At 63.2% G+C, this 23,887-nt stretch carries 25 protein-coding genes and 1 pseudogene; 14 read left to right on the top strand and 12 right to left on the bottom strand.

Annotated elements, in window-relative coordinates; genetic code table 11:
- Positions 1-11: 11 nt before the first annotated feature.
- From BANT918_RS01310 to tkt, 3 genes are read right to left on the bottom strand one after another with little or no spacing between them, the layout of a single operon-like run.
- The gene (locus tag BANT918_RS01310) at positions 12-1,634 is read right to left on the bottom strand and encodes a glucose-6-phosphate isomerase (RefSeq protein ID WP_101618615.1); all 1,623 of its coding nucleotides are present in this window, start codon (positions 1,632-1,634) and stop codon (positions 12-14) included.
- The gene (tal, locus tag BANT918_RS01315) at positions 1,631-2,734 is read right to left on the bottom strand and encodes a transaldolase (RefSeq protein ID WP_101618616.1); all 1,104 of its coding nucleotides are present in this window, start codon (positions 2,732-2,734) and stop codon (positions 1,631-1,633) included. The genes BANT918_RS01310 and tal overlap by 4 nt, the downstream gene beginning before the upstream one ends.
- Complete coding sequence (tkt, locus tag BANT918_RS01320; RefSeq protein WP_101618829.1) at positions 2,731-4,812, bottom strand: transketolase; 2,082 nt, start codon at positions 4,810-4,812, stop codon at positions 2,731-2,733. Before tkt ends, tal begins: the two co-directional genes overlap by 4 nt.
- A 240-nt stretch (positions 4,813-5,052) precedes the next feature.
- Here tkt and BANT918_RS01325 point away from each other — a divergent pair, with 240 nt between their 5' ends.
- Positions 5,053-6,030, top strand: a complete 978-nt coding sequence (locus BANT918_RS01325) for a heme o synthase (RefSeq protein WP_101618617.1) — start codon at positions 5,053-5,055, stop codon at positions 6,028-6,030.
- Between the two features lie 759 nt (positions 6,031-6,789).
- On the opposite strand, the pseudogene BANT918_RS17600 reads toward BANT918_RS01325, so the two are convergent.
- The 4 genes and pseudogenes from BANT918_RS17600 to BANT918_RS01350 all read right to left on the bottom strand — a co-directional run.
- A pseudogene (locus BANT918_RS17600) lies at positions 6,790-7,026 on the bottom strand (hypothetical protein); the annotation flags it as partial.
- Entirely contained in the window at positions 6,912-7,811 is a 900-nt protein-coding gene (locus BANT918_RS01340) for a COX15/CtaA family protein (protein ID WP_101618618.1), read from the bottom strand. The gene BANT918_RS01340 and the pseudogene BANT918_RS17600, both read right to left, overlap by 115 nt.
- A gap of 8 nt (positions 7,812-7,819) precedes the next feature.
- Complete coding sequence (locus tag BANT918_RS01345) at positions 7,820-8,551, bottom strand: ABC transporter permease (protein ID WP_101618619.1); 732 nt, start codon at positions 8,549-8,551, stop codon at positions 7,820-7,822.
- A gap of 32 nt (positions 8,552-8,583) precedes the next feature.
- Positions 8,584-9,510 carry an ABC transporter ATP-binding protein gene (locus BANT918_RS01350; RefSeq protein ID WP_101618620.1) on the bottom strand — a complete coding sequence of 309 codons (927 nt, stop codon included), beginning with the start codon at positions 9,508-9,510 and terminating at the stop codon, positions 8,584-8,586.
- 103 nt (positions 9,511-9,613) lie between these two features.
- On the opposite strand from BANT918_RS01350, the gene BANT918_RS01355 reads away from it, so the two are divergent.
- The 10 genes from BANT918_RS01355 to BANT918_RS01400 all read left to right on the top strand — a co-directional run bounded on the left by BANT918_RS01355 (position 9,614) and on the right by BANT918_RS01400 (position 18,654).
- Positions 9,614-10,333, top strand: a complete 720-nt coding sequence (locus tag BANT918_RS01355; RefSeq protein WP_101618621.1) for a helix-turn-helix transcriptional regulator — start codon at positions 9,614-9,616, stop codon at positions 10,331-10,333.
- Entirely contained in the window at positions 10,330-11,760 is a 1,431-nt protein-coding gene (gene sufB / locus BANT918_RS01360) for a Fe-S cluster assembly protein SufB (RefSeq protein WP_101618622.1), read from the top strand. The genes BANT918_RS01355 and sufB overlap by 4 nt, the downstream gene beginning before the upstream one ends.
- Before the next feature lie 37 nt (positions 11,761-11,797).
- On the top strand, positions 11,798-12,973 hold the full coding sequence (gene sufD, locus BANT918_RS01365) for a Fe-S cluster assembly protein SufD (RefSeq protein ID WP_101618623.1): 1,176 nt from the start codon (positions 11,798-11,800) through the stop codon (positions 12,971-12,973).
- Positions 12,970-13,293: a non-heme iron oxygenase ferredoxin subunit gene (locus tag BANT918_RS01370; RefSeq protein WP_101618624.1), complete on the top strand. Its 324-nt coding sequence runs from the start codon at positions 12,970-12,972 to the stop codon at positions 13,291-13,293. Before sufD ends, BANT918_RS01370 begins: the two co-directional genes overlap by 4 nt.
- Positions 13,294-13,357: 64 nt before the next feature.
- A complete protein-coding gene (gene sufC, locus BANT918_RS01375) occupies positions 13,358-14,116 on the top strand; it encodes a Fe-S cluster assembly ATPase SufC (protein WP_101618625.1) in 759 nt (252 codons plus the stop codon).
- Positions 14,116-15,366: a SufS family cysteine desulfurase gene (locus tag BANT918_RS01380; RefSeq protein ID WP_101618626.1), complete on the top strand. Its 1,251-nt coding sequence runs from the start codon at positions 14,116-14,118 to the stop codon at positions 15,364-15,366. Before sufC ends, BANT918_RS01380 begins: the two co-directional genes overlap by 1 nt.
- A gap of 10 nt (positions 15,367-15,376) precedes the next feature.
- Positions 15,377-15,844: a Fe-S cluster assembly sulfur transfer protein SufU gene (gene sufU / locus BANT918_RS01385; protein ID WP_101618627.1), complete on the top strand. Its 468-nt coding sequence runs from the start codon at positions 15,377-15,379 to the stop codon at positions 15,842-15,844.
- Between the two features lie 2 nt (positions 15,845-15,846).
- Positions 15,847-16,182 carry a metal-sulfur cluster assembly factor gene (locus BANT918_RS01390; protein ID WP_101618628.1) on the top strand — a complete coding sequence of 112 codons (336 nt, stop codon included), beginning with the start codon at positions 15,847-15,849 and terminating at the stop codon, positions 16,180-16,182.
- A 184-nt stretch (positions 16,183-16,366) separates the two neighbouring features.
- The gene (locus BANT918_RS01395) at positions 16,367-17,059 is read left to right on the top strand and encodes a ribonuclease H family protein (protein ID WP_101618629.1); all 693 of its coding nucleotides are present in this window, start codon (positions 16,367-16,369) and stop codon (positions 17,057-17,059) included.
- Positions 17,056-18,654, top strand: coding sequence for an ABC-F family ATP-binding cassette domain-containing protein (locus BANT918_RS01400; protein ID WP_101618630.1), 1,599 nt, complete (start codon positions 17,056-17,058; stop codon positions 18,652-18,654). The genes BANT918_RS01395 and BANT918_RS01400 overlap by 4 nt, the downstream gene beginning before the upstream one ends.
- Before the next feature lie 3 nt (positions 18,655-18,657).
- Here the strand turns inward: BANT918_RS01400 and BANT918_RS01405 are convergent, their stop codons facing one another.
- Genes BANT918_RS01405 through BANT918_RS01415 form a run of 3 tightly spaced genes read right to left on the bottom strand, consistent with a single transcriptional unit; the run spans position 18,658 to position 20,161 of the window.
- Positions 18,658-19,560, bottom strand: coding sequence for an SURF1 family protein (locus BANT918_RS01405; protein WP_101618631.1), 903 nt, complete (start codon positions 19,558-19,560; stop codon positions 18,658-18,660).
- Entirely contained in the window at positions 19,560-19,772 is a 213-nt protein-coding gene (locus BANT918_RS01410; RefSeq protein WP_101618632.1) for a hypothetical protein, read from the bottom strand. Before BANT918_RS01410 ends, BANT918_RS01405 begins: the two co-directional genes overlap by 1 nt.
- Entirely contained in the window at positions 19,769-20,161 is a 393-nt protein-coding gene (locus BANT918_RS01415) for a DUF3099 domain-containing protein (protein ID WP_101618633.1), read from the bottom strand. The genes BANT918_RS01410 and BANT918_RS01415 overlap by 4 nt, the downstream gene beginning before the upstream one ends.
- 147 nt (positions 20,162-20,308) lie before the next feature.
- Here BANT918_RS01415 and BANT918_RS01420 point away from each other — a divergent pair, with 147 nt between their 5' ends.
- From BANT918_RS01420 to BANT918_RS01430, 3 genes are all read left to right on the top strand, one after another.
- Positions 20,309-21,019 (top strand): beta-ketoacyl-ACP reductase, encoded by a 711-nt coding sequence (locus BANT918_RS01420; protein ID WP_101618634.1) that lies wholly within the window; start codon positions 20,309-20,311, stop codon positions 21,017-21,019.
- A gap of 97 nt (positions 21,020-21,116) precedes the next feature.
- Positions 21,117-21,875: an enoyl-ACP reductase FabI gene (gene fabI, locus BANT918_RS01425; RefSeq protein ID WP_101618635.1), complete on the top strand. Its 759-nt coding sequence runs from the start codon at positions 21,117-21,119 to the stop codon at positions 21,873-21,875.
- A gap of 28 nt (positions 21,876-21,903) precedes the next feature.
- Complete coding sequence (locus BANT918_RS01430; protein WP_101618636.1) at positions 21,904-22,407, top strand: SixA phosphatase family protein; 504 nt, start codon at positions 21,904-21,906, stop codon at positions 22,405-22,407.
- A gap of 89 nt (positions 22,408-22,496) precedes the next feature.
- On the opposite strand, the gene serB is transcribed toward BANT918_RS01430, so the two are convergent.
- Positions 22,497-23,156 carry a phosphoserine phosphatase SerB gene (serB, locus tag BANT918_RS01435; protein WP_233430308.1) on the bottom strand — a complete coding sequence of 220 codons (660 nt, stop codon included), beginning with the start codon at positions 23,154-23,156 and terminating at the stop codon, positions 22,497-22,499.
- Positions 23,153-23,887 (bottom strand): hypothetical protein, encoded by a 735-nt coding sequence (locus tag BANT918_RS01440; protein ID WP_101618637.1) that lies wholly within the window; start codon positions 23,885-23,887, stop codon positions 23,153-23,155. Before BANT918_RS01440 ends, serB begins: the two co-directional genes overlap by 4 nt.

Here is a 23,887-nt window from a genome sequence, read left to right on the forward strand (position 1 = left end):
CCGGCCGCAGATCAATCAACACCATAGTGGTGCCGGGGCTCTACGTCTGCGATCGCGCGCCGCAGCTGGTCGAGGCCCTGTGCACGGTCGAGCAGGTGAACTCTGAGCACGGGACGGCCCTTCTCTCGCAGCGCTGCGGCATCTCCGAGTGCCTGCGCACGCTGCAGTTCAGTGAAGCCATAGCCACGCCCGGGAACCAGCAGGTCCGTCCGGGGCTCGGCTGTGATCTGCAGGAACACCCCGTTGGGGTGCCCGCCCTTGTGGTACTGACCTGTCGAATGCAGATAGCGCGGTCCGAATCCGAAGGTGGTCTGCACACCCGAATGCTGTGAGACCAATGCTCGGAGGTCTTGGGCCTCGGCATCGGCGATGCGGTCGAGGAACGCCTGCACACCGACGAATCCGTACTCGTCGACCTGTGCGAAGAGCTCTCCGATGGCGCCGATGAGATCAGTGGCCTCCTCGAACTCGCCGAAGACTTCGACCTGCTCCTCGCGAAACGCCGGCTGTGCCGGTGCCGCTGACGAGCCATGTGAGAGGGCCTGCCGGGCCTGATCCTTGGCAGACTCCACATCCGGTTGGTCGAAGGGGTCGACCCCGATGCTGTAGGCGGCGATCGCAGTGGCGAACTCCCAGAACACGAACAGTTCACCCAGGTCGCCGTCGAGTGCGGAGTCGAAGCCGGAAGGCGCCTCGACGTCGGTGACGGGTCCCAGAGTGCACAGCATTGCGTCGGCCCGGGCGTCGCAGAAGCCGACGTCGGTGGGACCGTTGACAACGACGGGCAGGATACCCTGGCCGTCCTTGCCCAAGGACTCAGCGACGAGCTGTTCGACCCATTTGCTTAAGCCCGACAGGCCGGGTGTGGTCTCAGCGAGGACGAGCTTCTCTGTTGCCCTGGCATGACCGATGCCCAGCCAGGTCCCGAACTTCAGTGCGGGATTGTCAGGAGCATCGGTTCCCAGGCCTCCAACGGTATCTGCTGCCGATGCCGCGATCGCGCGGACGTCGACACCGGCAAGACCGGCGGGGACGAGGCCGAAGGCTGACAGTGCACTGTAGCGCCCGCCGACGGTCTCATCGGTGTGGAAAGTGGCCAGGAATCCCTGCTCGGTGGCCAAGGCGTCAAGCTCGGTCCCCGGATCGGTGATGGCGATCAGTCGAGAGGCAGGGTCGATGCCCACCGATTCGAAGGCTGCGGAGAATGCGCGGCGGATCGCATCGGTCTCGATCGTCGTTCCCGACTTGGACGCGACGATGAGAACGGTGTGAGACAGGTCGGTCCCGATCGCCTCGGCGACCTGATTGGGGTCTGTGGAATCCACGACCTCGAGACTGACGCCTGCCCCCTCGGCCATGACCTCCGGGGCCAAGGACGAACCGCCCATTCCTGTCAGGCTGATCGAGCGCAGCCCCTGTGCCTCCAGTCGGGAGTGCAGAGATTCGATCTCATCGACGAGCTGGGCAGACCGCTGCGGCAGATCCACCCAGCCCATGCGCGGCGCAGGCTGCTCATCGTCGGTGAACAACGACGCATCCTTGGCCGCCAGGCGTGAGGGAACACGGGCCGCCAGCAGACGCCCCACCTCGGCCTCATAGTCAGCAGGGACCGGAACGCTGTGCTGCAGTCTCATGAGCGGTCCAAAGCAGTGCGAATCGTGTCCTGGAGCTCTGCCCAGCTGACGTCGAACTTCTCGAGTCCTTGAGTCTCGAGCACAGTCATCACCTCCGCATAGTCGATTCCAAGCCGTGCCAGTCGGTCGAAGACCTCGTCGGCGGCCCGGTAGTTCTCCGGCGAGATCTCGGCAGTCACCTCACCATGGTCGGCGAAGGCCTGCATCGTGGGTTCGGGCATCGTGTTCACGGTGTTCTGGGCAACGAGTCCCGACACGTACATCGTGTCGGGATAGTCGGGGTTCTTGACTCCGGTCGATGCCCACAGCAGTCGCTGCGGTGTGGCGCCGGCGAGTTCGAGGACTCGGAAGCGCTCGGAAGTGAACAGCTGCGAGTGGATCTCATGGGCCAGCACACAGTTCGCGATTCCTGCCTGACCCTTGAGGTCTGCTCCCGCCGGGCCATCGAGGCCGTCCAGCCGTGCGTCGATCTCCGCATCCACGCGAGAGACGAAGATCGAAGCCACCGACTTGATCTGACTGAGATCATGTCCGGCAGCACGAGCCTTCTCCAGACCTTGGAGGAAGGCTTCGACGACATGGCGGTAACGGGTGAGTGAGAACACCAAGGTGACGTTGACGCTGATGCCTGCTGCGATGGTCTCTGAGATCGCACGCAGTCCGGCTTCGGTCGCGGGGATCTTGATCATCGCATTGGGTTCGCCGACTCGCTCCCACAGTGCCTTCGCCGCCGCGACGGTGCCCTCGGCATCGTGTGCCAGCGGGGGAGCGACCTCGATCGACACACGCCCGTCATCGCCGTTGGTGGCGTCATAGACGGGGCGGAAGAGTCTGGCCGCCGCTGCGACGTCCGCGGTGGTCAGGGATTCGATCGCCTCATCGGCGGAGACCTCGTCCGCGCCGAGTTCGGCAACGGCGGAGTCATAGCTGTCCGACCCGGCGATGGCATTCGCGAAGATCGTCGGGTTCGTTGTCACTCCGGTGACGTTCGAGTCCTTGATGAGCCGCGCCAGATCGCCGGATTCGAGGCGGGTCCGTGACAGGTCGTCGAGCCAGATGGAGACTCCGTACTCGCTCAGCTGTGCCAGATTTCTGCTCATGCGTCCGCCTTCGCTGCTGCTATCGATTCCTCGGCAGCGGTGACGACTGCCGCCGAGGTGATTCCGAACTTCTCATACAGTGTGGCGTAATCGGCCGAAGCACCGAAGTGCTCGATCGACACGGCACGGCCGGCATCGCCGAGGTACTTGTGCCAGCTCATCGCCGATGCGGCTTCGATGCTCACACGGGCCTTGAGGCCACGAGGAAGGACCGCTCTGCGGTAGTCCTCGGGCTGAGCGTCGAACCATTCCTGGCAGGGCATCGAGATGACACGTGCGGCAGTGCCTGCGCTCTGCAGCTCCTCGGCTGCGGCGATTGCGATGGCGACCTCAGAACCGCTGGCGAGGATGGCAACCTCGGGTTCATCCGCAGTGTCGAAGAGAACGTAGCCGCCCCGTGCCGCCTCGGAAGCCGGAGCATATTTCTCACGGTCGAGGACCGGGACAGCCTGACGGGTGAGCACGAGCCCGCTGGGGCCGTCGGTGCGATCGAGGACCTTGCGCCACACGACTGAGGTCTCATTCGCGTCGGCCGGGCGGACCAGGTCGAGACCGGGAATCGCCCGCAGCGCAGAGAGGTGTTCGATCGGCTGGTGCGTGGGTCCATCTTCGCCGAGGCCGATCGAATCGTGCGTCCACACGAACACGTTCGGCAGCTGCTGCAGGGCGGCCAGCCGGATGGCCGGACGCTGGTAGTCGCTGAAGACGAGGAAGGTGCCGCTGTAGGGGCGAGTGCCACCGTGCAGCGCGATGCCGTTGCCGATGAGTCCGGCGGAGAATTCGCGGACGCCGAAGTGGATGTTGCGTCCGTATTCGTTGCCGGAGAACGCTCCGGTCGAACGATGCTCGGGCAGGAAGCTCGGGTCGCCCTTGATCAGTGTGTTGTTCGATCCGGCGAGGTCGGCGGATCCTCCCCACAGCTCGGGCATCGTTGCGGCGATGGCGTTGAGGACCTGTCCGGAAGCGGCGCGAGTCGCGATGCCCTTGGCGCTGGCTTCGAAGACGGGGAACTCGTTGTCGAGTCCGGCCGGAAGTTCGCGCTTGGCCAGACGGTCGAAGAGTTCGGCGTTGGCCGGGTTCGCCTCGCGCCAGGCGGTGTAGGACTCGTCCCACTCGATGTGGGCACTGCGGCCGCGGTCCAATGCCGAACGGGTGTGGTTGAGAACTTCGGCGGGAACTGCGAAGGTCTCTTCGGGATCGAAGCCGAGAATCTCCTTGGTTGCCTTGATCTCGTCGACGCCGAGCGCGGAACCATGAGATCCGCCGGTGTTCTGCGCGTTCGGAGCGGGCCAGGCGATGATCGTCGAGAGACGGATGAAGGAAGGACGGGAATCCGCCTTCGCCGCTTCCATGGCCGCGTGGAAGGCATCCACGTCTTCCTTGTACTCGTCGCCGGCCCTGAAGTCCACGTGCTGCACGTGCCAGCCATAGGCGGCGTAGCGAGCGGCGGTGTCCTCGCCGAAGGCGATCGCGGTGTCGTCTTCGATGGAGATCCGGTTGTCGTCCCAGATCACGATCAGGTTGGACAGTTCCTGGGTTCCGGCCAGGGATGAAGCCTCACCCGACACGCCCTCCTCGAGGTCGCCGTCGGAGGCCAGGACCACGACGGAATGGTCGAAGGGAGAGTCACCGGGTGCAGCATCAGGGTCGAAGAGGCCGCGTTCGCGGCGAGAGGCCATGGCCATTCCCACCGCCGAGGCGAGGCCGGATCCCAGCGGACCTGTGGTGATCTCGACGCCTGCAGTGTGACCGACCTCCGGGTGGCCGGGAGTCAGCGAACCCCAGGTGCGCAGCGCCTTCAGATCGTCGAGCTCGAGACCGAAGCCCGAGAGGTAGAGCTGAACGTACTGGGTCAACGAGCTGTGCCCGCAGGAGAGAACGAAGCGATCGCGGCCTGCCCAGGTCGGATCGGCGGGATCATGCTTGAGCCCGTACTGGTAGAGATAGTGTGCAACGGGAGCAAGACTCATCGCGGTTCCGGGGTGACCGTGTCCAGCCTTCTGCACTGCATCTGCGGCAAGGAGGCGGGCGGTGTCGACTGCGCGGTTGTCGAGTTCTGTCCAGGACAGGGAGTTCATGTCTTCGAGCGATCCTTCGTTCGTCTTAGAGGCGTGCACTCAAACTCTACCGCGACGGGTCGTAAACGCGAGGGGTGAGATTGCCTATGCTGGGATCGAGGGGGGTGAGAACGCGAACGCCGAGACAGGGCGTGGTCTCCCGGGACCGTTCCCTATGAGTGAGATCTGCTCCCGAATTCGGCTTCGAAACACAGCATCCACCGACTGGCAAAATATTCGACAGAGGGTAGAATCGACGACGTGAGTGAACTTCGTCAGAACCAGGACACGCAGAGTGAACGTCCTCTGCAGAGGGCAATCGACGAGGAACGACTCTCAAAACGCCCCCGCTCGATCATCGGTGCCTACATCGCACTGACCAAGCCTCGAGTGATCGAACTCCTGCTGGTGACCACCGCTCCGGTGATGTTCCTGGCTGCACAGGGCATGCCGAATATCTGGCTGGTCATCAACACACTCATCGGCGGCGCAGCTGCCGCAGCCTCCGCTTCGGTCTTCAACTGCTATGTTGATCGCGACATCGACGCGAAGATGGAACGCACCAAGCACCGTCCGCTCGTCACCGGTGAGATCACACCACGGGCCGCACTCATCTTCGCCTTCGCCTTGGGCCTGGGTTCGATCTTCTGGCTCGGTGGCTTCACGAACTGGGTGACCGCCGGCCTCACCGCCTGCGCGATTCTGCTCTACGCGGTCTTCTACACCCTGATCCTCAAACGCCGCACCACGCAGAACATTGTCTGGGGCGGTGCCGCGGGCTGCATGCCTGTGCTGATCGGTTGGTCTGCCGTCACCGGCGGGCTGTCCTGGGAAGCACTCCTGCTCTTCCTCGTGGTCTTCTTCTGGACCCCGCCGCACTACTGGCCGCTGGCGATCAAATACAAGGCTGACTACGATGCCGCAGACGTTCCGATGTTGCCCTCGAAGGTGCCGCCGACGAACGTCGGTCGCCAAATGATCGCCTACACCTGGGCGATGGTGGCGTGCTCACTGGCACTCATTCCGCTTGCCCCGATGGGTCCCGTCTACACGGGTGTCGCGGTTCTCGCCGGTGCCTGGTTCCTGTTCTCCTGCTATGCTCTCGTCTCCCGTGCGAAGAAGGGCAAGAGCGGAACTTCTCTGCGTGCGATGAAAGTCTTCCACGGCTCGATCACCTACTTGTCACTGCTGTTCCTCGCAGTTGCGATCGATCCATTCGTTCTGCCCGGCTTCTGGTAGGTCTCAACCCTGCTACAGGTGGGTTCTCCTCGTCCACGACAGGACTGACCTCGTGGCCAACATTATTCTGGCTGGTCAGTTGATATGCCGAGGAGATGACGAGCGGGCAGTCGCTACGGAGCTCTTGCCTCGACATATCGACCTGACGCTTGCCGAACCGGGATGCGTTTCCTTTGCTGTTGAGCAAAGTGATGATCCCTGGACAGGGCACGTCTCCGAATGTTTCAAGGACGCCCGTGATGTTTCAAGGACGCCCGTGCCTTCGATCTCCACCAAGCGCGCGTCAAGGCGAGCGAATGGGGAGATGCGCCGGCCAGTATTGAGCGCAGCTACACAATTTCGGGCATGTGAGGCAGGAGCAGAGACCGTTCAATCCGCTTCAGCCCGGTGACTATTCCTGTTGCAGGGCGGGATGCGCTCATGCCGACGACGCAGCGCCTCGCTCCTCAGCTGCGCTTCGGCAGTGCCCAATCTGCAGGCAGGAACGGCTCATCGGTGCCCGTTCGCGCGGCAAGAGTGTGTGCGCCCAGCATCAATGCGGCGCATGGGCATGTTTCCCTCGCGGATGCTGGCAGGCACCTCAGCCGGCGCGGCACCTCAGCTGGCGTTGACGAGTTCCTCGATGACGATCTTCTTCATCCCCATCAGGGCCTTGACCTGAGCTTCACCGGTCATCAGCTCGCCGAGGTTGGCTGGCAGAATCTGCCAACTGATCCCGTACTTGTCCTTGAGCCAACCACATTGTTCGGACTCCGCAACAGCTGAGAGCGACGACCAGTGATGGTCGATCCGGGCCTGGTCTCCGTATTCGACGGTCGATGAAGACGATGTGCGAGATGGGGACGACGGAGCAGGAGAACTCCATCGCCTCCTCGGCGTGGTCAGTGAACCGCGGGCACGGCGTGATCGGCGTTGGCCTGGGTGCTCCTCGGGTAGGCGCTGTCGAGGACGGCAACGCTTGCCGCGATCGTCGCCGAGAGGCCGATCATGTGGAATGCCACGAGCACGATGGGCACCCCGGTGAAGTACTGGACGTAGCCGATGATTCCCTGCGCAAGCTCGACGGCGAGGAGCACGATCAGCGGTCGAACCATGACGGTGTGCTTCTTGACGGCAAGGACGAGGGAGGTGATGGTCGCGATGACTAGCAGCCAGACAGGGAAGGCATGTGAGCGAGTGATCCAGACGTTGTCGAGGCCGTTGCGCGTCGACATCGTCGAACCTGAGTGCGGGCCCGCACCGGTAGTGAGCACGCCGAAGAGTACGACGATCGCGGTCAGGCCGAGGATGATCCAGCCGAGTGCGGGCAGGGGAGACGGTGCCTTGTGGCCCGTGCGCACACCCGTGTCGTAGGTGCGGCGAACGAAGTACGCGGCGACGCCGACGGCGATGGCCGAGGGGACGAAGTGTCCGGCCACGACCCAGGGGTTGAGCTTGGTCCAGACGGTGATCCCACCGACGATGGCCTGGACCGGCACAATTGCGAGGAGACCGAGGTTGAGCCAGAACAGATCCGGCCGCTTCTTCCGGTTCTTCCACAGCATGAGGAAGATGATCACGCCGATGAGGGCCAGCCCCACTGCCAGCAGCCGATTTCCGAACTCGATGACACCGTGGATGCCCATCTCCGGGGTCGTGACAAGTGAATCGGGGGTGCACTTGGGCCAGTCGGTGCAGCCGAGGCCGGATCCTGTGAGGCGGACGATGCCGCCGCTGAAGATGATTCCGCCCTGCGCGATGAGCATGGCCCAGGCAGCGATGCGGATCTTGGTTGTGACCATTTCTCTCCTCATTCGAATCGGAACCACCTGCGTGCTGCAAGCGTTCCCACCAGCCCCCACACGAGGAGCACAATCAGTGCTTTGACATCGAAGCCCATACCGCCGACGGCCGCGCGCATTGCGTCACCCAAGGCGCCGGAGGGCAGATAGCCCACGACGGTGCCCCATTCTCCCGGATGTGCGATGACGAGTCCGCCCACGCCGGCCATGAGCACCCAGATCAGATTCGCTCCCGCCAGAGTGGCTTCTGCGCGCACTGTACCCGCCATGAGCAAGCCTAGAGACAGCAGTGCCGCGGTGCCAAGCAGAGTGGTCAGGACCAGTGCGAGGGTGTTCACAGGCCCGTTGAAGCCCAGGCCCAGGGCGATGGCAAAAGCAAGGATGAATTGGATGATGACGACGACGATGACGGCGCCGAGCTTGCCCAGGATGAGTCCATTCGTGCCCAGCGGCGTCGTCGCCAGCTGACGCAGGACCCCATAGCGGCGGTCGAAGGCCGTGGCGATCGCCTGGCCGGTGAACGCCGTCGATGCCAGACACAGGCTCAGCGCACCGGGCAGTGCCACGGTGAGCGGATCGGAGCCTGGTGCAACGATCCCGAGACCGCTGAGCAGAGGAGCCTTTGCGAGGAAGATGAGCAATCCCAGCGGCAGGATGAGAGAGAGCAGCAGCTGTTCACCATTGCGGAGGACGGAGATCGTCTCGAACCTCACCTGCGCCATGACACGTCTGGTTCTCATTGCCGGAGCCGGATCTTTCGCGTGGGCTCGGCTCATCGCAGCGGCCTGCCCGTGAGTTCGAAGAACACATCCGCCAGCGACTGTGAGTGCATGTCGAGGTCCGTGATCGCCAGCCCCGCATCGGCGACTGCCGCGCACAGGCCTGCGATCTGCGCGCTGTCGAGGTCCCCGTCGACGACGAGGGCCGGCCCCGCGACCGAGGTGGGGGCGATCGTGTTCATGGTGGCCAGGAGTTCACGAGGAGCTGGCTGTAGCTGCCGGCCCACCGTGATGACGAGGCGGCGTCCGGTGGGAGAGGCGCTGCGCAGGTCCTCGGGCGCACCCTGGGCGATGATGCGACCGCGATCGATGACGACGACCTCATCGGCGAGTTCCTCCGCTTCGGCGAGGTCATGGGTTGTCAGGACAACGGCCACCGAGGCTGCTGCCAGTTCCCGGATGAAATCGTGGACTACGGCCCGGGCCTGAGGATCGAGCCCGGCGCAGGGCTCATCGAGGAAGACCAGCCGCGGTCGGCCGATGAGTGCGGCAGCCAGGGCCACACGCTGCTTCTGCCCTCCGGAGAGGCGCCGGATCGTGCGTGTGGAGAACTCGTGCAGACCCAAAGGGTCGGCGAGTTCATCGACGCTGAGCGGATTGGGATAGAGGGACGCGAGGTGTCGCAGGACCTGGAGCGGTTTCGCGCTCATGGGCAGCCCCCCGTCCTGCAGCATGACGCCGGCGAGCAGCGATGTCCGTGCATGGTCACGGAACGGATCATGGCCGAATATCTCCACGCGACCGGCATCGGGGGCTCTTGTGCCCACAGCGAGGGAGATCGTCGTCGACTTGCCTGCGCCATTGGGACCGAGTACACCGAGGATGGATCCGGTGGCGGCATCGAGGTCGATCCCGTCGACGACGTGGTGCGCGCCGTACGAGTACTGGAGACCACGAATGGTGAGGGCCGATGCTGACACCAGACCATTCTACGACGCGTCGAATCGGTCCGTGGTTAGGCTCACCTAGTTTTACGAAACAAATTACGCAACAATAGTGTTGTGTTAGTCAAGGAGGTGGAGAATGGCTGCGAACGACACAGAGGATCGCCGTACCCGGGAGAAGGTATTTCGATCTGTGCTCGATGAAGGGCCGATCACTGCCTCGGCGTTGGCGAAGGGGCTTGACCTGACTCCTGCGGCGATTCGTCGTCACATGGATGCACTGGAGAGTGAGGGCCTCATCGAGGTCCGAGAGCTCGCCGGCAAGCAGGCAGGCCGCGGCAGACCGGCCAGACACTACGTGGTCACCTCGCGTGGTCATGGGTCGGTCACCCACTCCTACGACCAGCTGGCAGTCGATATCCTCCGGTTCATGAAGGACCGAGTCGGTCCTGAGGCCGTTGAGGACTTCACCGAGGACCTGGTCGCGAAACTCCGCGACCGCCTCGGCGGGGAACTGGATCGACGGGGAGGCACCACAGTGGCTTCCCGCTCCCGGGGCCTGGCTGCGGCTTTGACCAAGGAGGGATATGCCGCCTCGGCGACACCGGTGGCGGCCGGAACCCCTCTCGAAGCGATGCAGCTGTGTCAAGGGCATTGTCCCATCCAGGCAGTCGCCACCGAGTTCCCCGAGGTCTGCGAAGCAGAGCTTGCGATGTTCTCGGACTACCTGGGCGTCGATGTTCGCCGTCTGTCCTCATTGGCCCACGGCGACCATGTCTGCACCACCCACATTCCGACCTCGGAACTCACCAGACCACTCATCCACAGCAATGATCGACCTCAAGGAGGTTCACGATGACTGACACAGGCAATCGGATCATCGATGCTAACCCCGAGCTCAAAGACCTCGGGCAGTACGCATACGGTTGGCACGACGGAAATGACGCGGGAGAGTTCGCCACTCGCGGGCTCTCGGAAGACGTCGTCCGCAACATTTCGAAGTTGAAGGACGAGCCGGAGTGGATGCTGAAGCGCCGTCTCAAGGCGCTGAAGCTCTTCGAGAAGAAGCCGATGCCCAGCTGGGGTGCCGATCTCACGGGCATTCACTTCGATGACATCAAGTACTTCGTCCGTTCGACCGAGGGCCAGGCCACGTCCTGGGAGGATCTGCCCGAAGACATCCGCAACACCTATGACAAGCTCGGCATCCCGGAAGCGGAGAAGCAGCGCCTTGTCGCCGGCGTCGCCGCTCAGTACGAGTCCGAGGTCGTCTACCACCAGATCAACGAAGAGCTTGAGAAGCAGGGTGTCATCTTCATGGACACCGACACCGGTCTGCGTGAGTACCCGGAGATCTTCGAAGAGTACTTCGGCTCGATCATCCCCGCCGGTGACAACAAGTTCTCGGCGCTGAACACCGCCGTGTGGTCCGGTGGTTCCTTCGTCTACGTCCCCAAGGGCGTCCACGTCGAGATCCCTCTGCAGGCTTACTTCCGGATCAACACTGAGAACATGGGCCAGTTCGAGCGCACCCTGATCATCGCCGACGAAGGCTCGTCAGTGCATTACGTCGAGGGTTGCACCGCACCGGTCTACAAGACCGACTCGCTGCACTCTGCAGTCGTCGAGATCGTGGCCAAAAAGGATGCGAAGGTCCGCTACACGACCATCCAGAACTGGTCGAACAACGTCTACAACCTCGTCACCAAGCGTGCGATCGCCGAAGAGGGCGCTTCAATGGAATGGGTCGACGGAAACATCGGCTCGAAGGTCACCATGAAGTACCCAGCCATTTGGCTGACCGGCGAGCATGCCAGGGGCGAGACCCTGTCCGTCGCCTTCGCCGGTGAGGGGCAGCACCAGGACACCGGTGCGAAGATGGTTCACGCCGCTCCGAACACCCATTCCTCGATCGTGGCGAAGTCCGTCGCCCGTGGCGGCGGACGTTCGGGCTATCGCGGACTCGTCCACGTCAACCCCGGGGCGAAGGGTTCATCGAACAACGTCCTCTGTGACGCACTTCTGGTCGACAACATCTCCCGTTCCGACACCTACCCCTACATCGACATCCGCGAGGACGATGTGACGCTGGGTCACGAGGCCACAGTGTCGAAGGTGAGTGAGGATCAGCTCTTCTACCTCATGAGCCGTGGCATGGAGGAGACCGAGGCGATGGCGATGATCGTGCGCGGATTCGTCGAGCCGATCGCTCGCGAACTGCCGATGGAATACGCGCTCGAGCTCAACCGCCTCATCGAGATCCAGATGGAAGGTGGCGTGGGCTGATCAGGCCTGCCACCGACCGCGACAAGGAGTTATTTAAGTGACTGACACCACCAATCCGTTGGGCCTCGATGAGCACTCTCATGGCGCCGACGTCCAGGTCCCCGATTCCAAGAGGGACACACGCACACGCAGCTTCGACGTCTCCGACTTTCCCGTCCCGAACGGACGCGAAGAGGAATGGCGTTTCTCGCCGGTGCGCAAACTCAGTGATTTCTTCACCGACGCTGCCTCCGAGACGAAGCTGACCACGACCGGCGACCTGCCCGAGGGCATCTCGGTCGAAAAGATCTCGCTCGAGGCCGCTCAGGAACTCGGCATCCTCGAACCCGAGGATCGGGCCGCTGCCGTGGCAGCCAACCGCGCTGCCACCGTGACCCACTACTCGGTCCCCGCCGGAACCGAGATCGACGGCGCTGTGATCATCCACGCAGACGGCACCGGCAACGAGGTCTCCCACGGACATGTCGTCGTCTCTGTGGGAGCAAACGCCAAGGCGACCATCGTCGTCGAACACGCAGGTCTTGCTCGTCACTCCGAGCTCGTGTCTCTCGTCATCGGTGATGGTGCAAACGTGACCTTCGTGTCCCTGCAACTCTGGGACGACGAATCACAGCACATGGGCCAGCACGACGCGATCGTGGGCAAGGATGCGAAGTTCAAGCACATCGTCATCAGCCTCGGTGGAGACATCGTGCGCCTGAACACGAATGTGCGCTACTCAGCAGCCGGGGGAGAGGCCGAACTGCTCGGACTCTACTTCGCCGATGCCGGGCAGCACTTCGAACACCGCACCTACATCGACCACAACACGCCCAAGGCGACGTCGAACGTGCACTACAAGGGCGCGCTCCAGGGCAAGGACGCACGCAGCGTCTGGATCGGCGATGTGCTCATCCGCCCCGAGGCGCTCGACATCGACACCTACGAACTCAACCGCAATCTCATCCTCAGTGATGGCGCGCGCGCGGACTCGGTGCCGAACCTCGAAATTGAAACGGGTGACATCGCCGGTGCCGGACACGCGTCTTCGACCGGACGCTTCGACGAGGAGCACCTGTTCTACCTGATGAGCCGCGGCATCCCAGAGGATATCGCGCGTCAGCTCGTGGTTCGCGGATTCTTCAACGAAGTGATCCAGAAGATCCAGGTGCCCGAGATCGAGGAAGTCCTCAACGAACGAATCGAGGAAGAACTCTCCCGGAGCGTTCTGTGACCATGATCGATGTTGCGGCCGCCGACGAGGTGGCTGCGGGCGCGACGATGCGAATCGAAGTGGGCAACTACGAGATCTGCATTGCTCGCGACTCCGACGGCACGATCCATGCCATCGACGATGTCTGCACACATGGCGAAGTGTCGCTGGCCGAAGGCGAGGTGGAAGGCTGCGCCATCGAATGCTGGCTGCACGGTTCCCAGTTCGACCTCACGACCGGTCGCCCGCTGAGCCCACCGGCCTTCGAACCCGTCGCAGTCTATGACTGCAAGGAGATCGCCGGCCGCATCCTGATTGACCCGAGCACAGTGCTCAACTGACGATCACGTCAGGCGCACCTGCACGCTCTGATCACCACGTTCAACTGAATTGAAAAGGATTGACATGTCCACACTGAAAATCACTGACCTGCACGTCAGCGTCAACACCGAAACCGGTCCCAAGCCGATCCTCAACGGCATCAACCTGGAGATCAACTCCAACGAGACCCACGCCATCATGGGCCCCAACGGGTCCGGCAAGTCGACACTGGCCTACTCCTTGGCCGGTCACCCGAAGTACCAGGTGACCTCGGGCTCTGTCACCCTCGATGGCGTGGACGTCCTCGCGATGTCCGTCGACGAGCGTGCCAAGGCCGGACTGTTCCTCGCCATGCAGTACCCCGTCGAGGTCCCCGGCGTCACAGTGACGAACTTCCTGCGCTCGGCCAAGACCGCGATCGACGGCGAAGCACCCAAGCTGCGTCACTGGACCAAGGATCTCAAGTCTGCGATGGAGAACCTGCGCGTGGATCCTGAGTTCGCCAGCCGCAACGTCAATGAAGGATTCTCCGGCGGTGAGAAGAAGCGCCACGAGATCCTGCAGATGGAGATGCTCAAGCCCAAGTTCTCCGTACTCGACGAGACCGACTCGGGTCTGGACGTCGATGCTCTGCGCATCGTGTCCGAGGGCATCAACCGGGTGCGCGAGTCGACCGATGTCGGCGTTCTCCTCATTACTCACTACACCCGCATCCTCAGCTACATCAAGCCCGACCACGTTCACGTGATCATCAAGGGCAAGGTCGCTGAAGAGGGCGGACCCGAGCTGGCCGATCGCCTTGAGAACGAGGGCTACGACCGCTTCCTGCAGGCCCCGGCCTGATGTTCTCCCGCCTGCGGAACGACTTCCCGATCCTGGACACCAGGATCGGGGAGTCGTCCCTGAGCTATCTCGACTCGGGCGCGACTTCCCAGAAGCCGCAGTGCGTCATTGACACGTTCACCGAGTACTACTCGCAGCGTAATGCCGCCGTCCATCGTGGAGCTCACTCGCTCGCGGTGATGGCCACCGACGCGTTCGAGGCAGGCCGTGAGGCAGTGGCGAAACTCGTCGGCGGATCACCCGAACAGGTGGTCTGGACGAAGAACGCCACCGAGGCACTCAACGTGGCCGCCTTGGGCATCGACCGAGCCAGTCATGGCTTCGGGGGAGAGGCAGCTAAGCGCTTCGCGCTCGGGCCCGACGATTCGATCGTCGTCACCGAGATGGAACATCACGCGAACCTCGTGCCCTGGCAGCAGCTGGCGCAGTCCACCGGTGCGAAGCTGAAATGGCTTCCCGTCACGGACTCCGGTGAACTCGATCTCAGCGACCTGAACACCATCGTCGACGAGACAACGAAGGTGTTCGCCTTCACCCACGTCTCGAACGTGCTCGGCACCATCAACCCGGTCGACACTCTCGTCGCTCGGGCCCGGCAGGTCGGCGCGCTGGTCGTCCTCGACGCCTGCCAATCGGTCCCGCACATGCCCGTGAACTTCGTCGACCTCGATGTCGACTTCGCGGCCTTCTCCGCGCACAAGGCGCTGGGACCCACCGGACTCGGCGTCCTCTGGGGCAAATCGGATCTGCTGAACTCGCTGCCGCCGGTCCTGACCGGCGGGTCCATGATCACCACGGTGACCATGGAGGGCTCGCAGTTCATGGACGCCCCGCAGCGGTTCGAGGCGGGAACACAGCCCGTGGCCGAGGTGGCGGCATTCACCACAGCGGTCAACTACCTCGCCGAGGTGGGCCTGGGGAAGATCTTCGACCATGAACGAGAACTCACCCGAGTTCTGCTCGACGGCATCGCGAAGATCCCCGGGATCAGCGTGCTTGGCTCCGCCGAAGACCGGATCGGGACCGTGGCCTTCGATGTTGACGGCGTCCACGCCCACGACGTGGGCCAGTACCTCGATTCCCAAGGGGTCGCAGTCCGTGTCGGTCACCATTGCGCTCAGCCGCTGCACCGCCGTTTCGGGGTCACCGCCACGACGCGGGCGAGCACCTATCTGTACAACAACACCGAGGACTGTCAGCGGTTCCTGGCCGCTCTGGCCGAGGTTCGCCCCTTTTTCGGAGTTCAGTGAGGATCGTGTCATGAGCACGCAGATGCAACAGCTCTACCAGCAGGTCATCCTCGACCACTCCCGGTCGCGGATCGGCAACTCGGCTCTGGTACGCGACGCCGCAGCAGGACCTCACGGTTCCTCGCACCAGATCAACCCCACGTGCGGGGACGAGATCGAACTCGAGACCGAGATCAGTGTTGACGGCGACATCGCCGTGCGCTGGTCCGGTGACGGATGTTCGATCTCGATGGCCTCGGCATCGGTTCTGGCCGAGCTCGCAGCGGAGAACGACATTGACGGCATGCTCGTCATCGAAGCGAAATTCCACGAACTCATGCACTCGCGTGGGACACTGGAAGGCGACGAGGAAATACTCGGCGACGCTGCGGTGTTCAGCGGAGTGTCGAAGTTCCCAGCCAGGATCAAGTGCGCCCTCCTGTCCTGGGTCGCGTTCAAGGACGCACTCAACCAAGCCCAAACATCTCTGAAGGAGTAGGAATGCCCGAAGTGATAGACGCACCGCAGAACGCAAGCATCGATGAGGTGCGCGAAGCGATGATGGACGTCATCGACCCGGAGCTCGGTATCAACATCGTCGACCTCGGACTCGTCTACGGTCTCTCCGTCGAAGACGATGGGACCGCTGTCATCGAAATGACACTGACCTCCGCGGCCTGCCCGCTCACCGACGTCATCGAAGACCAGACGGCTCAGTCCCTCGAAGGAATCGTGCCGGCCTACCGGGTCAACTGGGTCTGGATGCCGCCATGGGGTCCCGAGAAGATCACCGACGATGGACGCGAACAGATGCGGGCCCTCGGCTTCAACATCTGAGTCTTCGATACTGTCGAGGTCCCCACAGGACGTCACACCCTCACCTCGCCGAGGTGGGAGCGCCGATTCCGGTGCCCCCACCTCGGCGCTGTTCATGGGTGGAGGTTGCGGAGATCACCTGCCCTGAACGCAGGGGCACACGCTCGGCATGACAGAATGAAGACCGACTTTCCTAGGAGAACCATTGACGATCATCGCGGCCGCAGACGGGTCAGCCCTTGGCAACCCCGGACCCGCAGGCTGGGCTTGGTACGTCGACGATGACTGCTGGCACGCCGGCGGATGGAAGGAATCGACGAACAACCGCGGTGAACTCATGGCCGTCCTCGACCTGCTGAACTCCACAGCGCAGGCCGATGAGGATCTCAAGGTCTTCTGCGACTCCAAATACGTCATCAACGCACTGACGAAGTGGATGCCCGGATGGAAGCGCAAGGGGTGGAAGAAGGCTGACGGCAAGGACGTCCTCAACAAGGACCTCCTGGAACAGCTCGACTCCGCGCTGAAGGGCCGCGACGTCGAATTCGAATGGGTCAAGGGCCACAGCAACCACGCAATGAACGAGGCGGCAGACGACCGTGCACGGGCAGCCGCCACGGCCTATCAGAGGAACACAAGAGTGCCGACCGGACCCGGATACGTCCCCGCGGGGACGTCGCAGTCGATCATGGCTGACTCCCCAGTCGAGGCTTCGGCAGTCGATTCCGCATCCGAAGCTCTGACGGCGGTGGCCCCGGCGGCTGCATCCACCACACTCGTCTCCTGTCGAGTACCCACACACATTGCAGACGAACTCGTCTCCCGGGCACAGACTCAGGGAATCCACCCGCAAGAATTCTTGGCCGAGATCATCGGTCGCAGTTTGGAGAATGAATGATTCAGGCATCCAACCTCGAGGTCATAGTCGGCGCCCGTACGCTGATGTCCGAGGTCTCCTTCCGCGTTGACAGGGGCGACCGTGTCGGCCTCGTCGGACGCAACGGGGCGGGCAAGACCACCCTGACGAAGGTGATCATGGGAGGACACAGCGCCGCGAAAGGCAGTGTCTCCGTCTCCGGGACGGTGGGATACCTGCCTCAGGACCCGCGCAGCGGCGACCCGAAGGCCACCGGCATGGAACGCATCCTCTCTGCCCGCGAGCTCGACGTCCTCGTCAAACGTCTGCGCAAGGCCGAACACCAGATGGCCTCGCCTGATGAGAATGTCATGGCGAAAGCCATCGACCGCTACCCGCGCATCGAAGCCGAATTCATGGCTGCAGGCGGCTACTCAGCAGAGTCTGAGGCCTACGCGATCGCAGCGAACCTGGGTCTCGACGAAGATCTCATCAACCAGGAGATCGGTACGCTCTCGGGCGGCCAGAGGCGCCGCGTCGAACTGGCGCGGATCCTGTTCTCGGCCCCGGACACGATGATCCTTGACGAGCCGACGAACCACCTCGACGCGGAATCCGTATTGTGGCTGCGCGACTACCTCAAAGGCTACTCCGGCGGACTCATCATCATCAGTCACGACCTCGACCTCATCGACGAAGTCGTCAACAAGGTGTTCTTCCTCGACGCGACCCGCCAGACCATCGACATCTATTCGATGGGCTACCGCCTCTACCTCAAGCAGCGTGAAGACGATGAGCGCCGTCGCCGCCGTGAGCGAGCCAATGCCGAGAAGAAGGCATCAGCCCTGCACGCCCAGGCGAACAAGATGATGGCGAAGGCGACGAAGACCGTGGCCGCCCAACAGATGGCCAAACGTGCCGAACGACTGCTGTCGGGACTCGACGCCGAACGCAGCTCCGAGAAGGTCGCGAACCTGCGGTTCCCGGCCCCTGCCGACTGTGGACGCGTGCCGCTGACGGCGGAGGGCCTATCGCGCAGCTTCGGCTCGACAGAGGTCTTCACCGGCGTCGACCTGGCCATCGACAAGGGTTCACGCGTGGTCATCCTCGGCTACAACGGCGCCGGTAAGACAACACTGCTGCGACTGCTGGGCGGTCTCGACGAACCGGATTCGGGTGAGGTCGTCCCAGGCTTCGGCCTCAAGCTCGGCTACTACGCGCAGGAACACGAGACACTCGACCTCGACCGCAGCGTGTTGGAGAACATGAAGCGCAATTCTCCGCACCTCGACGACACCGCGGTGCGCAATGTGCTCGGTTCGTTCCTGTTCTCCGGCGATGACGTACACAAGCCTTCGAAGGTGCTCTCCGGTGGTGAGAAGACTCGTCTGGCGCTGGCCACGCTCGTAGTCTCCAGTGCCAACGTTCTCCTCCTCGACGAGCCGACGAACAACCTCGATCCGGCCTCTCGTGAAGAGATCCTCTCGGCCATCCGCCGCTATGAGGGCGCCATCATCCTCGTCACCCACGATGAGGGAGCGGTATCCGCGCTCGACCCCGACCGTGTGCTGCTGCTCCCGGACGGCGACGAAGACCTGTGGAACGAAACGTACCTGGACCTCGTCACGCTGGCCTGAGGCTCAGGAGGACCTGAACCGATCCTCGATGAACTCGTCCTCGTCGGCCTCGGCACGACCGTGCACGCTTGGTGATCTCAACCGATTGCGGCCATAGCGGCTGCCCGGTCGGGAGATCTTCGCACCTGCCCCCAGCGCCGCCTTGTCCACCACGACGTACTCGACGTCGCCGGTGAACTTCTCAGCCGCCTCGGCGTCGGCCCTGCGTTCTCGTCTGGCCGAGATCGAGACGGCGATGATGATCATAATGCCGAAGCTGAACCACTGGAGCATGTAGGACAGGTGATTGCCCGGGTTGAGGTCGGGTGCGGGTAGGGGCGTCAGCCCGGTCTCATCGGGCAGTCCGTCCCCGGTATGGACGGCCTCGGCATAGACGTTCTTGTACGCCGAGTCCATGCCGGGGATCCGGGCGGGATCGATGGCCTTGATCAGCCCGTCCGGATTGTCGTCCTCGGAACCGTCCTGAGCCGGTTGCAGACGGGCGTCGATGGTCTGCGCCCCGGTCGGCGTCGGCGGGACCTGATCGGGTTCCGCGATCCACCCTCTGACGATCGCGATCGTGTCTCCGGACGTGAGTTCGAACGGAACGACGACGTAGTAGCCCACCTTGTCATTGACCGTGCGGTTGCGCGCGAAGACGGTATCGGCGGTCCGGTAGTGTCCGGTCAGCGCCACCTGGCGCCATTCATGGGCCTCGTCGAGGTTCGCCGAGGTGGAGTCCAGGATGCTGGTGATGTCGACCGGTGTGGACGAATAGTTCGCGTTGATCGTGTCGATCTCCTGCTCGCGCTGCTCGCGGCGGTCCTTCTGCCACAGTGCCAGGAACACGCAGGCGATGACGACGATGATCGTCATCGCAATGTATTTCAGCCACCGTGGGCTGAAGAGGAAGGAATAGCGTGACATCAACCGGCGTCCTCCGGGATGTCGTCGATGGCAACGTCGCTTAAGTAGAAGCTGCGCAAGGTGAGGAACTCACGCAGATAGTCGAGATGTTCGTCACAGGCCAGCCAGGTCTTTCGGCGTTTGGGCATGTGCAGGCTGGGATTGTTCCACAGAATTGCGCGGGTCGCGTCTGCTCGGCATGCCTTCGCCGAGCACTGGAGCCTCTCCGTCATATGTCATCACCTCGAGTCGGGTCTGCGTGCGGTGGGCCATCGGCTGGCGGTGAGTCATCAGGTTCGCCAGCGATCGTCTCACCGGAGATGGTGTCGCCGGAAGCCGGCGGCAACTCGGGCATGGGCGCGTTGTCAAGCAGTGCCGAATCGTCATTGCGGATGCGTTCTCGGCCGGCATTGGCGACGATCACGGCGGGATAGGGCAGCAGCACGGCCGCAGCGACGCAGATCCACATGAGTACGGTCAGATCCGCTCGGAACATGACATAGGCCGCCACGAAGCTCAACGTGCGAATTCCCATGGTGATCGAATATTTGATGATCCGCGACTTCATGTCGTCGTCAAGGGCCGTGTCTGCCGTGGTGATCTGCTGCGGGTGCTTGGACATAACCTTCTTCGCTCGATTACTCGAACAAAATCATACTCTTCGTTTGTGTGAGTCGTATCGACGCGCAACCGGACACGATAGGTTAGGCACGGTAGGTTTGATCTCAATCCTTGATCAATCTGTATTGTCCACCAACAGGAGAGATTCGTGTCAGAACCACGCATAGTCCTCGTGACCGGAGGAAACCGCGGAATCGGCCGCACCATCGCCGAGGAATTCCTCGCCCAAGGCGACAAGGTGGCCGTCACCTCCCGCAATGGAGACGCACCCGAAGGTGCTCTGGCCGTGGCCGCAGACATCACCGATGCCGCGTCCCTCGATACGGCCTTCGCACAGATCGAGGAGAAGCTGGGTCCCGTCGAGGTGGTGGTGGCCAACGCCGGAATCACCCGTGACAATCTGCTCATGCGGATGAGTGATGAGGAGTTCGAGGCAGTCGTCGACACCAACCTCACCGGCACCTTCCGCACCGTCAAGCGCGCCATCACAGGCATGATCCGGGCGAAGAAGGGCCGCATCGTGCTCATCTCTTCGGTCTCCGGACTCTACGGAGTCCCCGGACAGGCCAACTACTCGGCCTCGAAGGCCGGACTCGTCGGTCTTGCCCGTTCGGTCACCCGTGAGCTCGGCTCCCGCGGGATCACCGCCAACGTCGTGGCCCCCGGATTCATCCGCACCGATATGACCGATGAGCTTCCCGAGAAACAGCAGAAGGAATACCTCGCGACGATCCCCGCGAAGCGATTCGCCGAGGCGAGTGAGGTCGCGAAGGTCGTACGTTGGGTGTCCTCGGATGAGGCCGCCTACATCTCCGGCGCCGTCATTCCCGTCGACGGCGGGCTGGGGATGGGGCACTGAGCCCCGTCAACATCTAGACTTCACACCAAGGTCGTTGACCCCAACAGCGTCGACGACAACGATTTCACCCACGTTTGAACAGTTTGAAAGGACCACAATGGGAATTCTTGACGGAAAGCGCATCCTCGTCACCGGCGTTCTGACCGAGGCGTCCATCGCCTTCGCAGCCGCCCGCATCGCTCAGGAGCAGGGTGCCGAAGTCATCCTCTCCAGCTTCGGGCGCCAGATGAAGATCACCCAGGTGATCGCCGAACGCCTGCCCGAGACCCCGAAGGTCATCGAACTCGATGCCACCAACGATGAGGACCTGGCAGCACTACCCGAGCGTCTCGAAGGCAACATCGACGGCATCGTGCACGCCATCGCCTTCGCTCCCAAGGACGCACTCGGCGGCGTCTTCCTCGACACCCCGTGGGAGTCGGTGTCCGCTGCGATCCACGTCTCCGCATTCTCGCTCAAGGCCATCACGGTCGCCGCGAAGCCCGTGCTCAACAAGGGTGCCGGTGTCGTCGGACTGACCTTCGACGCCACGATCTCCTGGCCGGTCTACGACTGGATGGGCGTGGCCAAGGCCGCCTTCGAGTCCACTGCTCGCTACCTCGCGAAGTACGTCGGCGAGGACGGCGTCCGCGTCAACCTCGTCTCGGCCGGACCGCTGAAGACCACTGCCGCGACCTCGATTCCCGGCTTCGGAACCCTCGAGGACATGTGGGGCGATCGCGCACCGCTGGGCTGGGATCAGAAGGACACCACTCCGGCAGGAAAGGCGATCGTCGCTCTGCTCTCGGACTGGTTCCCCGCCACCACCGGCGAGATGGTCCACGTCGACGGCGGATTCCACTCCACCGGCGCCTGAGCCACACACCGAACCGGAGACGAAGACGATGCCTGTGCTCATTCTCGCCCGCCATGCGAAAGCCGAAGCCGAGGGCCCGACGGACTTCGAACGCTCGTTGAACGCCAAGGGACTGGCTCAGGCCGTTGAAGCCGGAGCCGAGATCGCCGAGCGCTGGTCACCTGATGTGGCCATCGCCTCGGCGGCCAGGCGCACGGTCCAGACGGGACAGGCCGTGGTCGAAGCCGTCAACCGGTACAACGGGGAACCTGAAACCGGTGCTGGCCTCGAACTGCGCCGGGACGAGTCCCTCTACGGTGGGGGAGTCGAGGACTGGATCGACGCGATCAACTCGATCCCGGCCGATGCCCAGTGCGCCTACATCGTGGGCCATCAGCCCACCGTCGCCGAGGTGGTCGGCCACCTGTGCCCTGCCACCGGGGTCCCGGAGGCGTTCCGTCCCTCATCGCTTGCGGTGTTCGTCCTCGACAGCTGGGATGTCGAGGACGGGAACTATCCCGCACCGGAACTCAGAGTCTTCCTCGGGGTCTGAGCGCTGCAGCAGACAAGTAGCTCAGGCGTCTGAACGAGTGTCAGGCGCCTGAGTTCTCTTCACCCTGATCTCTCCACGCGCAGTGAGTTTCACTCCTGTGCGCCTGCCTCGATGAGGGCCAGCACCTCACGCAGATCACGATTCGTCACCGAGACATCAGCGGCGGCGACGAGAGCCGGCTTCGCATAGAAGGCGACCCCCAGGCCCGCAGCCGCGATCATGCCGACGTCATTGGCCCCGTCGCCGATGGCCACGGTTCGGGCGGGATCGCATTCATATTTCCGTGTCAGCTGCCCGAAGATCTCCGCCTTCGCGCTCGGATCGATGACCCGACCACTCGTGAGGCCGGTCAACAAGCCCTCGTCGGAGTCGAGACCATTGGCAAACACCTCCGTGATGCCCATCGTCTCCGCGACCGGAGCGATGATCGGGGTGAAGCCACCGGAGACCAAGGCCACGACGCCACCGCCGGACTGGACCGCCGCGACCAGTTCGCGAGCGCCCCTCGTCAACGTGATCTGGGCCCGCACCTCGTCGAGGACTGAGACCGGCAGACCCTTGAGCAGCGCGACTCGCTCGGTCAGCGACGCAGCGAAGTCCAACTGGCCGGCCATGGCGCGCTCCGTGATGTCGGCAACCTGGTCGCCCACCTCGGCATGGACGGCGATGAGGTCGATGACCTCCTCATTGATGAACGTGGAATCGACGTCCATGACCAGCAGCTGGATTGAGTTCTTAGAGTCATTCACCCCTTCATCGTAGCGACAGCCATGATGTAGTCGGCGGCCGCGGGGTGGAGACGCGAGAGCAGATCACCGAAGGCAGGCGGTGTCACCGTGGCCGGAGCCAGCACCGTGCGCATCCGCTCATGGATGTCCAGTGCGGCATAGATGGCTCGAGCGTCGGCGACCGAGGGGATGAGCTTCGATATCGGGTGAGTCGAACTCAGCTCCTCCTGCCAATCCCGCCACGGTCCCTCTCGCCAGTCGGCCGGTACCTCGACCGACTCGATGAGGCTCAAGCCCTCCATGACGAGCAGCCGCAGTCTGCGCAGCGCCTCGGCGGGGGTTGCCACGGTGACCGTGCGAAATACCGTGTCTCGGCAGGCGATGACCTCGACGTTCGCCTCGGCGCCGAGGAGGACCACCCCCACCTGGTGGGAGCCGGCGTGGAGGACGATCGGAGCGGTATGCCGACCGACCTTGAGCCGGTCGGACTTGTCCACGGGAGGCGTCGTATGCGGCAGTGAAGGATGGTGCAGGGCCAGCCGGGCATGCGTGATTCCGGCGGCGCCAGCCTCGGCGGTGAAGAGCAGCAGCCCCGTCGGCGGTGAGGTGCCGAAGACCTCGTCGGCGACGATGAGAGGGACATCACGATCGTCGTCGAGGAAGGCGGCACTGACCTCGTCAGGGGCGAGGCTGGAGTGCAGGCGATGGTTCATCGCCAGGGTCAGCAGCAGTGAGTCGGTAGTCAAGTCCAT

The sequence above is a fragment of the Brevibacterium antiquum CNRZ 918 genome (assembly GCF_900169145.1).
Taxonomy (GTDB): Bacteria; Actinomycetota; Actinomycetes; order Actinomycetales; family Brevibacteriaceae; genus Brevibacterium; species Brevibacterium koreense.